At 63.4% G+C, this 10,164-nt stretch carries 8 protein-coding genes; 3 read left to right on the forward strand and 5 right to left on the reverse strand.

The window, feature by feature from the left end; all coding sequences use genetic code 11:
* The first annotated feature begins 57 nt into the window (after nucleotides 1–57).
* On the forward strand, nucleotides 58–651 hold the full coding sequence (locus tag NFG57_RS19730; protein WP_348815016.1) for a hypothetical protein: 594 nt from the start codon (nucleotides 58–60) through the stop codon (nucleotides 649–651).
* A 123-nt stretch (nucleotides 652–774) separates the two neighbouring features.
* Here NFG57_RS19730 and NFG57_RS19735 read toward each other — a convergent pair whose 3' ends face one another.
* From NFG57_RS19735 to phnD, 5 genes are all read right to left on the reverse strand, one after another.
* A complete protein-coding gene (locus NFG57_RS19735) occupies nucleotides 775–3,660 on the reverse strand; it encodes an EAL domain-containing protein (protein ID WP_348815017.1) in 2,886 nt (961 codons plus the stop codon).
* A gap of 413 nt (nucleotides 3,661–4,073) precedes the next feature.
* Complete coding sequence (phnE, locus tag NFG57_RS19740) at nucleotides 4,074–4,877, reverse strand: phosphonate ABC transporter, permease protein PhnE (protein WP_045994838.1); 804 nt, start codon at nucleotides 4,875–4,877, stop codon at nucleotides 4,074–4,076.
* Complete coding sequence (gene phnE, locus NFG57_RS19745) at nucleotides 4,871–5,668, reverse strand: phosphonate ABC transporter, permease protein PhnE (RefSeq protein WP_045994839.1); 798 nt, start codon at nucleotides 5,666–5,668, stop codon at nucleotides 4,871–4,873. The genes phnE (NFG57_RS19740) and phnE (NFG57_RS19745) overlap by 7 nt, the downstream gene beginning before the upstream one ends.
* Nucleotides 5,668–6,453, reverse strand: a complete 786-nt coding sequence (gene phnC, locus NFG57_RS19750) for a phosphonate ABC transporter ATP-binding protein (RefSeq protein WP_045994840.1) — start codon at nucleotides 6,451–6,453, stop codon at nucleotides 5,668–5,670. Before phnC ends, phnE (NFG57_RS19745) begins: the two co-directional genes overlap by 1 nt.
* Nucleotides 6,454–6,523: 70 nt before the next feature.
* Nucleotides 6,524–7,510, reverse strand: coding sequence for a phosphate/phosphite/phosphonate ABC transporter substrate-binding protein (gene phnD, locus NFG57_RS19755; RefSeq protein ID WP_083970649.1), 987 nt, complete (start codon nucleotides 7,508–7,510; stop codon nucleotides 6,524–6,526).
* Nucleotides 7,511–7,827: 317 nt separating this feature from the next.
* Here phnD and NFG57_RS19760 point away from each other — a divergent pair, with 317 nt between their 5' ends.
* Both NFG57_RS19760 and NFG57_RS19765 read left to right on the forward strand, forming a co-directional pair.
* Nucleotides 7,828–8,427: a histidine phosphatase family protein gene (locus NFG57_RS19760; RefSeq protein ID WP_231498578.1), complete on the forward strand. Its 600-nt coding sequence runs from the start codon at nucleotides 7,828–7,830 to the stop codon at nucleotides 8,425–8,427.
* A gap of 415 nt (nucleotides 8,428–8,842) precedes the next feature.
* Nucleotides 8,843–10,105: a capsular biosynthesis protein gene (locus NFG57_RS19765; RefSeq protein WP_348815018.1), complete on the forward strand. Its 1,263-nt coding sequence runs from the start codon at nucleotides 8,843–8,845 to the stop codon at nucleotides 10,103–10,105.
* Nucleotides 10,106–10,164: the final 59 nt, after the last annotated feature.

The following is a 10,164-nucleotide window of genomic DNA, read 5'->3' on the forward strand; positions in this document are numbered from 1 at the left end:
TACTCCGAGAATGCTAGCCTCCTGACCTCTGAGTTCTCTCGGTCGTCAGGAGCCAGCATGCCGATTCCGCCATTGTTTTCACCTCGCCGCGCCCGCCTTCTTCGCCTGAGTGTCGCCGCCGCACTGGTCTCCGTACTCGGCCTGACGGGCATCAGCACGCAAGCCATGGCGGTGGATTTCGATACCTCGGCCCACCAGACCCACCAGGACTGGCAGACCTTGATCGCGACCCTCGGCGACGAGTCCCATGTGCGAGCGGTCCAAAGGACGAGCTACAGCGACGCCATGCTCAGCGTCAACGCCACGCCAGGGCATTGCCGCACGCCCTGGATCGAGGTCAGAAGCGACCTTGGCCAGCGCCAGGCCGTGAGCGAAGTGGTCAATCGCGTTCCCATCGACCTGCTGGTAGACGAGCAACGTGCCCAGACCGGCACGGCGGTGCTGTCCACCCAACGCGGTGACGACGGCCTCTACGTGCGCGTGAATGGCATCGACATGGACCTGCTGGCCTCGCGTCTCGCCACCGGTGAGCAGCTGCATCTGCGCCTGCGCATGACGCCCGATACCAGCGACTACTGGTTCATGAGCTTTTCACTGAATGGCGCCTTTACGGCATGGCAGCGGATGCAGACCCTGTGCAGGGCTTCCTGATCCGGCAGCAATTCCAGAGGCAATATAAAGGTGCGGGCGTCATGATGCCTGAGAGGGCTAGCGGCGCGCCTGCTTCGGGGACCTTCTTCGGGGACCTTCCCCGAATAGGTCCCCTGAAGCCGCTCAGGCGGGCCGCTCCATCGCCTGCAAGGTATCTCCCAGACCATCTTGCCGCTGCCCATCGCGGCTCAACCAGCGCCGCGCGAAGTCATCACCGCTCAAGGGCCGTGACAGCAGATACCCCTGCCCAAGATCGCAACCCAGGGCACGCAGTGCCTCGAACTGCGCCGGCGTCTCGATGCCCTCCGCCACCACCGTTAGCCCCAGACGATCGGCCATGGCGATGATGGTGGCGACGATGGCGTGATCGTTGCTGTCGGTCAGCATGTCGCTGACGAAGGACATATCGATCTTGACCGCCTGTACGGAAAAGCGCTTGAGGTAGGCCAGCGAGGAATAGCCGGTCCCGAAATCGTCGATGGCCAGGGCGAATCCCTGCTGGCGCAGGGTGTCGGTGATGCGTATCGCCTGCTCTGGGTCTTTCATGAAGCCGCTTTCGGTGATTTCCAGCCCCAGCAGCGAGGGGGAGACGCCAGCCCGGGCGGCGATCTCGCAAAGCTTGATTGCCAGCTCGGGATCCTCGAACTGGGCCGCCGCCAGATTGACGTAGAGTCGCTCGGGAAGCCGGTCCAGCGATGCCTGCTGCCACTGCTTCAGCTGTCGGCAGGTCTGCTCCATGACCCAGCTGCCGAGGGCCTCGATCATCCCTTGTTCCTCGGCCACGGCGACAAATTCCATCGGGCTTATCCATCCCAGTTCGGCGTCGTGCCAGCGACACAGTACCTCGGCGCCGATCAGGTCCCCGCTCTTGAGGTCGACACAAGGTTGAAAGCGGAGCTCGAGACGTTTCGTGTCCAGCGCCTCACCCAGTCGAGAAGCAAGCACCAGTCGGCGCCGCAGATCACGTCCCATCTCAGGTGCGTAGAAGCGGTAGCCGCTGCGGCTTTCCTTGGCATGGTACATGGCGATGTCGGTGTGCTTGAGCAGCTCCCTGGAGCTATCTCCGTCGTCGGGGAAGAAGGCGACGCCGATGCTGACGTCGACGTTGAATCGATGCCCCTCATGCACCACCGGGTCATTCAAGGCGCTGAGCAGACGCCCCACGACCTGGGCGGCTCCGATCTCGTCGGTCTGCTCCACCATGACGACGAACTCATCGCCCCCCATCCGCGCCAGGCTTTCCAGCCTGCCAAGGCAACCGCTGAAGCGAGCGGCCACCTCCCTGAGCACTTGATCACCGACGTCGTGGCCCTGACCGTCGTTGATCTCCTTGAAGCGGTTGAGGTCGAGGAACATCAGGGCCACCCGATATTGCTCGGTGCGAGCCCGGGCAATGGCCGCCTGCAGACGCTCCATGAAGTGGACCCGGTTGGGAAGACCGGTCCCGGGATCAAAGAAGGCCAGATGCCGTATATGGGCGTCGCTGCGGCGCCGTTCGAGCTCCGCCGAGGCGCCTGCGGCAAAGATCCTCAACAGGTGGCAGATGGGTTCAGGATCATGCAGCGGCTGACGATACAGCGCAAACAGGATACCGATGGCGTCGCCGTTGGCGTCTTCCAGGCGTCGGCCGACGTAGGCTTCCACGGCGAAGCCGACCATCTCCTCGGCGCGGGGATAGCGTTGGCTCATGCCTCGAGCAATCACATGCTCGCTGTCGCGAAAGGACCTCTCGCAGGGCAGCCCTTCGAAACTGTAGTGAAAGGGCTCCACCGGCTGGCCCGATACCAGGCCGGCGATCAGCGTCGCCTGCAACGGGACGCTTTCCTCGACGCGTGACACGAACACGGCGTCCGCGCCGAGGGCGTCGGTCAGACGTCGCACCAGCAGGGTAAAGAAGGCGTCGTCGCTGCGCGCCGTCACCAGTTCGGCCATGTCCAGCACCGCCTGCTGGGTGTTCTGCTGGTGCTGGTGGGCGCGCATGGCCTGCAAGCCAAACGACAGGTTGTCCGCAAGCTCCCTCAGCAGCGCCAGTTCGTCGGCGCCAGCGTGGTAGGGCTGATCCATCAACAGCACCAGCACGCCCCGTCGCTCGCTTCCCAGACTCAGCGGCAAGGCCACCTCCGCCACGACCCCGAATCGCTCGGCCCAGGGCGGAGGCGCTACCGTACCTGTCGTGTAGTCGGCTACCCGTTGCTCCTTGCCTTCATGCACCGCTTGCCCGCTGGGGCCCTGGCCCTCAGGCGTGGTCACATCCCAGCTGAAACGGGCGTGACGCAGCAATTCATCGGCGCCACCGGCGCTGACCAGCGGCAGGATGCTGCGCTCGGGGTCGTCCTGGGCCAGCCCCGCCCAGGCATAGCGGTAGCCGCCCTGCTCCACCGCCAGCCGACAGGCCTCCTGGAAGATTGCCATCTCGTCGGAGAGCCGAATCACCGCACGGTTGACCAGTCGCAGCAGGGTCAAGGCGCGGTGGGCGCGCTTGAGCTGTCGGTTGGTCGTGTCCAGTTGGGTGGCGGTCTTCTCCAGCGCCTGCTCGGTGCGCCGATTGGACAGTTCGGCCCCGCAGCGCGCCGCGGCAATTCTCAGCACCTCCTCGACCAGGCGACGCTGGTGCAGTCGATGGCGGTGCAAGGCAACCAGAACACCATGCAACTCACCTTCGGGCCCTCGCATCGCCACTCCGGCATAGGCTTCTGCACCAAAATCTCGCAGCAGGACGTCGTCCGGAAAGGCACTGCAGACGTTCTCCGGATAGATGCAGGCTCCGCCGTCCAGGGCATCGCGACAGGGGGTGCCGGCAGTCTCGTACTCGACGTCTGGCTGATGCTTGCCGTCTGCCATCAGCACCATGGACCGCAGGCGTGAGCCGTCCGCGACAGGGGTCGCTATCATCATGGCGTCAGCGTTGAGGATTACCGCCAGCCGATCGACCAGATGCATGAAGAAGTCATCACCGATATCCCGCGACAGGCTGTCGGCTAGGCTTTGAAAGGCTCTGCGGGCATCCATCTTCATAGGCCGGGCGACGATCCACTGAACAAGGTAATCAATGGTATCGAGGATAGCTTAACTTCGGGGCACCCCGCCGCCTCGCCCTGGCATTCTGTGCCGTTTCCCCCAGGACCAGACATCATCCGGCACCAGAAAACGGCGACATCTCCAAGACAACTGTCCCAGAAAACAGAACGTTAGTACTAAGTCGCAAGCATCAACGGTTCATGCCGGTAATCGCACAGATTCGTACATCCTTCCGTCGTACGAGCCTAGGCGCTGTCCGAAAAGTCGACGAGCGAAGGTTAGACAAGGCAAAAATCGGTGAGAAAGCGCAGTTTACGGGGTGTAAATGAGCATTTTGACCGGGCTGGCGCACCAGCCGATTTTTAACGCCGTATTACCGAGCGCAGGCACTTTTCAGACAAGCCCTAAAGCACCCGGCTTCTCAACCATCCGGTCAACACCTCTCCCAGCAACACCAGAATGACGATGCCACAGAGAATGGTGGCCACCGTCGGCCAGGCAAAGGTGTCGATGGCCCCCTGGAGGATAACGCCGATACCGCCGGCCCCGACCAGCCCCAGCACGGTGGACTCGCGAATATTGATGTCCCAGCGCAGGATGATCACGGCAAAGAAGGCCGGAACGACCTGAGGCACCACCGCGTAGAGGATGACCTTGGGCCGACTGGCGCCCACCGCTTCCATCGCTTCGACCGGCCGTCGGTCGATTTCCTCGATGGCCTCGCCCATCAGCTTGCCGACGAAACCGATGGAACGACACATGATCGCGAGGATGCCCGCCAGCACGCCGGGGCCGAAGATCGCCACGAACAGCAGCGCCCAGATGATGGTATTGACCGAACGACTGGCCACCAGCACGAAACGGGCAAACCACAGGCAGGCACGATTGGGCGTGGTGTTCTGGGCCGCCAGGTAGGCGACGGGCAGGGCCACAAAGATCGTCGAGAACGTGGCCAGGGTGGCGATATGGACGGTCTCGACCAATGCCTCGACAATCTCGCCGAGGCGCCGCGGGTCGGGTGGCCACATGCGGTCGGCCAGGCTGTAGATCTGGGCAGGCGCATCCCACACCCAGGGCCAGAAGATATCGACATCCCTGGCCGCCCAGCTCAACACCGCCACGACCAGCAACAGCAGCACGAAGCGCGTCCAGCGCTCCCGTCGGCTGTAGCGCTGCCATACCCGTTGTTCTGTCGGCGTCGCTACCATAGTCGTCTCCTGACCCAGCCACTGATGCCCTCACTGACCAGAATCACCGCGATGATCACCAGCAGGATGGCGAAGGCAAAGTCATAGTCGTAGCGCCCGAAGGCGTTCATCAGGGTGCCACCGATACCACCGGCGCCGACGATACCGACCACCGCCGAGGCGCGCAGATTGCTGTCCAGCTGATACATGGAAAGCCCCAGCTGGCGTGGCAGGATCTGGGGGAAGACGGCGTACAGCAACGTGGACATGAACCCTGCACCGACCGACCGCATGGCCTCCACCTGCCCCCAGTCGATCTCCTCGATCTCTTCGGCCAGCAGTTTTCCGACAAAGCCGATGGAATAAAGCGTCAGGGTCAGGATCCCGGCCAGGGGTCCGAACCCCACCGCCTTGACGAACAGAATCGCCACGATGACCGGGTGAAAACTGCGCGACACGATGATCACCGCTCGCCCCACCAGATAGACCGGACGCGGGGCGATATTGCGCGCCGCCATCACCGCAAAGGGGATCGACAGTGCCACCCCCAGCAGAGTCGCCAGCAGGGCAATCTGGAAGCTTTCCTTGAAGCCGGTCAGCAGCAGTTCGAAGCGCTCGAAACTGGGCGGAAAGCCGCCGCCGAAGATGCGCGCGGCCCGCGGCAGCCCATCGCTGATCCGCTCCCAGTCGAACGGCAGGGTGGCCAGCGCCCAGCCCAGGTAACCCAACACGCCCAGCGCCAGCAGCAGGCGCACCACAGGACTGGCGATAAAGGGCGGCTTGCGCCAGGTCCGAGCCTTGTCGTTGACCATCAGCGTTCCCCTTCCGCGACGGTCGATGCGGAGGTCTCGTCCGGGGCCTCGATGCCACCGTAGATCTCCTCCAGCGCTGCGGCATCAAAGCGCTCCGGCGTGCCATCGAAGATCATGCGACCGTGGCGCAAGCCGACGATACGCTCGGTGTAGGCCCTGGCCTGGGCCACATTGTGAATGTTGATCAGCACCGGCAATGACAGCTCGCTGGCCAGGGCTCTCATCAGCTTCATGATCTGCTCGCTGGTGACGGGGTCCAGCGAGGCGGTCGGCTCGTCGGCCAGCAGAATGTCCGGCTCCTGCATCAAGGCTCGGACGACCCCGACGCGCTGGCGTTCGCCGCCGGACAGTTCGTCCGCGCGCTTGTTGGCGTACTGGGCGATGCCCACTCGCTCCATCAGGTGGAAGGCGCGTTCGATATCCTCCGGCGGGAAGCGGCGCCGCCATGCCTGAAAGAAGCCGACGTAGCCAAGCCGACCGGCCAGCACGTTCTCCATCACCGTCAATCGGTCGATCAGGTTGAAGCCCTGGAAGACCATGCCGATGCGCCGCCTGGCCTGGCGCAGTGGTGCGCCCTTGAGGCTGGACAACTCCTGGCCATTGAGCCTGATCGACCCCGAGGTGGGTTCGATCAGCCGATTGATGCAGCGGAGCAAGGTGCTCTTGCCCGCCCCGGACGCCCCCACGATGGACACCACGGAGTTGCCTTCCACGCGCAGATCCAGCCCCTTGAGCACGGGGTCATCGTGGCCATAGCGCTTGACCAGCTGGCTAATCTCGAGCATTGCACATCCTCGTTCCCCGGGAAGGCCGAGCGCCGTGCGCCGGCCCTCCTGTCCCTGGGATACCCTGTCGTCACTCCAGATTGTCGGCGGTGTAGCTGACGCCGTTCGAGGCCTGGATGGTGCGAATGACCTCCCACTGGTCCTGGTAGGTGATCGGGATGAACTTCTCGACGCCTTCGAATTCCTCACCCAGCGCGGTACCGGCGAAATCGAAGCTGAAGAAGGCTTCCTCGATGCGCTCGACCAGATCCGGCGCCAGGTCATGGGCGTAGGTATAGGAGGTGGTGGGGAAGGGCTGGGACTCGAAGATCATGCGCACGCTGTCTTCGTCATACAGCCCCCGTGCGGCCATGCGCTCCACCACCTCGGACGCCACCGGTGCAGCGTCGTAGTCACCCGCTACCACTCCCAGCATCGACTGGTCGTGACTGCCGGAATACACCACCTCGTAGTCCTCGTCCGGCACCACGCCTTCCTCGGGGAACAGCGCACGCGGCGCCTGATTGCCCGAGTTCGAGGTGGGTGAGGTGTGGGCGACCCGCTTGCCGGCCAGGTCGGACAGCGACTGGATATCCGAATCGGCCTGGGTGTAGACCTGCAGGGTATAGCCGAAGCGTCCGTCGTCGGAGCCCATCAAGGCAAAGGGAACGGCGCCGGCCAGGTTGACGGCGAAGGGCGTGGGGCCGGTGGAAAAACCTGCAATATGCAAACGCCCGCTGCGCATGGCCTCGACCTGGGCCGAGTTCGACTGGACCGCGAAGAAACGAACGTCCTTGCCCGTCACCTCCCGGAGGTGATCGATGAAGGGCTCCCAGATATCGGCATAGATGGCGGGGTCTTCCACCGGGGTGTAGGCGAAGATGAGGGTGTCGGGGTCGACCAGTTCGTCCTGATTGGCGGGCGGGTCGGCCACCAGATCGCCATTGCGGTCGCAGTAGAGCGCATCCAGATCACCTCGGGGGCAATCCTCCGCGACAGCGACGGATGCAACAGCGCCGAAAGTGAGCAGGAGACCTGCGTTGAGGACCTGACGTCCCCGGCTTGAGCGTTGTGTCATGGCGTGGCTCACCTATGCTGAGTCTTGTTATAGGGTGGGAATCGACCCCGGCCTCTCGCGCCGACATCGCGGGTCCCGGCGGCAGCGGACAGCCTGGCGGTCGACGACTGGCGACTTGGGGAAGGCTCTGTCAGATGGGCTGAAGGCTTCACTCGTTACGCTGAAGGCTCTGCCACATGGGCTGAAGACTTCCCGCGTTACGCTGAAGGCTCTATCACATGGGCTGAAGGCTCTGCCAAGTGCGAAGACGAGCGCCAGCGACGCAGCGATGTTCGAAAACAAACATCGTTGAGTTCAATCTAGGAGGTGACACTTTTATGTCAAACGTTGAGGCCAACGACTTTCCACGCTGCCGCAATCACTACCTGCTGATGCGCCACGGCCATAGCCAGGCCAATGCCATGGGCCTGATCGTTTCCTCCCCCGAGCAGGGACTCGAGGGCTACGGTCTTTCGCCCAAGGGGCAGGAACAGCTGCACGAACGGCTGACCGGCTGGCACCTGGCCGCGCCTGACCAGGTCTTCCATTCGGACTTTCTGCGCACCACCGAAACCGCAGCACTGGTCGGGCAACACTTCAACGTCACCCCACACCCTGAACCGCGCCTGCGAGAGCGCTTCTTCGGTGACTACGACCAGGGGCCGGACCCGGCCTACGCGGACGTCTGGGCAATGGATAGCGAGAATGCCGAACACCGCACCCACGGCGTCGAAAGCGTCGGCGACGTCTCCCGCCGACTCATCGACCTGATCATCTCGCTGGAACAGCGCTTCGATGATGCCACCATCCTGCTGGTCGGCCATGGTGACCCCCTGCAGATCCTGCTGACCGCAGCCAGCGGAAGTCCATTGAGCGAGCATCGAAGCCAACCACCGCTGGCACCGGCAGATGTCCGGCCGCTGATCTTCGCTCGCTGATCACCGCTCGCAGCCCCTCTCTTGCAGCCGCCCCTGTCAGGGCTGTGAACAACTCGGTGGAAAAGTTCTCCACCCGCTGTGGATAGGCTCTTGACAAGCCGCCGCTCCCCCCATGAACCGTGGCGCTGTGCCGCTACATGCCACCTGTAATGACTGTGGGCAAGTTTTCCATTTCCCCGGCTCGACGCTGCGAAGTTCGTCAGCCGGACTCGGCGGGGCACGTGCTATGTTCCTCGTAACCTCTGAAAGACCCATTCAACTAATGCTTGGCAAATGATCTTGAGCGGTGCTTGAGAACGATCATTCCCCATGCTCCTCATTGCCACAGGAGCCCACCCGTCCGCATGATGGCATCTTCATTTCTTTTCCTGAGTCGACGCCCGGCGTCTCTTGTGCATGAGCGCGAGGTCTGAACATGGGCCCGTTCAAGGCGCGTCAGTTTCTGCTGCTTCAGGGGCCATGCTCTCCCTTCTTCACGCAACTGGCTCGCACCCTTGCTGACCAGGGACACGGTGTTCATGTGCTCGACCTGTGTGGTGGAGACCTGCTCTATCGTTGGCGCCTCGGGGGCCAACGCTACCGTGGCGACGCCGCCAGCTTTGGCGAACTGATCGATGACTTTCTCGGTCAACGGGGTATCTCCGACCTGGTGGTCTTCGGCGACCAGCGCCCTCTGCATCGGCTCGCTGTTCAGGCCGCAGAGCGTCAACGGCTGCGGGTCCATGTATTCGAGGAAGGCTACCTGCGTCCCCACTGGATCACCCTGGAGCCCCAGGGTGTCAACGGATGTTCCCGTTTTCCCAGGGACCCGGCCTGGGTCTTCGAGGCCGCCCATTGTCTTGGGCCGGCAGAGCCTCCCGTTCCTTGCATCAGTCCCTTCTTGACCCGCGCCACCCACGACGTGATCTACCATCTGGCAGGTGTCCTTAACCCTCTGCTGTTCCCGGGCTATCGCGGCCACGCCCCGGTCAGCGCTCCCCGGGAGTACGCCGCCTATGCGCAGCAACTGACGCGCAAACGCCTGCTGGCTGGCCTTGAAGCTAACCTCATCAAGGAATTTCTTTCGGCGCCAGCGCCCTACTTCGTGTTGTTGCTGCAACTGGACAGCGACGCCCAGATCCGCTGCCACTCGCCCTTTCCCGACATGGCCCGGGTACTCGAAGAAACCATGACGTCCTTTGCTCGCGACGCGCCGGCCCGGACACGTCTGTTGATCAAGAACCACCCTCTCGACCCCGGCCTCAGCGCACACCATCGTCGCGCTCGCCGACTGGCTCGGGAATTGGGTATCGACCGGCGGGTACTGTTCATCGAGGGCGGTGACCTCAATCACCTCCTGCCGAGCGCCACTGGCGCCATCACCGTCAACAGTACTTCCGGTTTCGTGGCCCTGGAGCACGGCTGTCCGTTGCTGACCCTGGGCGAAGCCATTTACACCATGCCCGGACTGGCGACAGGCCGGCAACGGGTCCCCGCGGGCTTCTGGCACGCTCCACCGGCACCGAACGCCGCCCTGTATCAGGCGCTCAGGACCACCCTGCTGCGAACCGTTCAGCTCAACGGCAGCTTCTACTGCCGCCTCGGTATTCGTCTCGGTGTGCACCACAGCGCCAGGCGGCTCGTCGCCGAACGCTCTCCCCTGGAGGAGTTACTGTCATGCCTGCCCGCCGCCGCCTGACCCTTGTTTTCCCTGTGCCAGATACGGCTTTGGCGGCTTCAGGGGCCGACTCGCGGCAC

It is taken from the genome of Halomonas sp. H10-59, assembly GCF_040070555.1.
GTDB lineage: Bacteria > Pseudomonadota > Gammaproteobacteria > Pseudomonadales > Halomonadaceae > Halomonas > Halomonas litopenaei.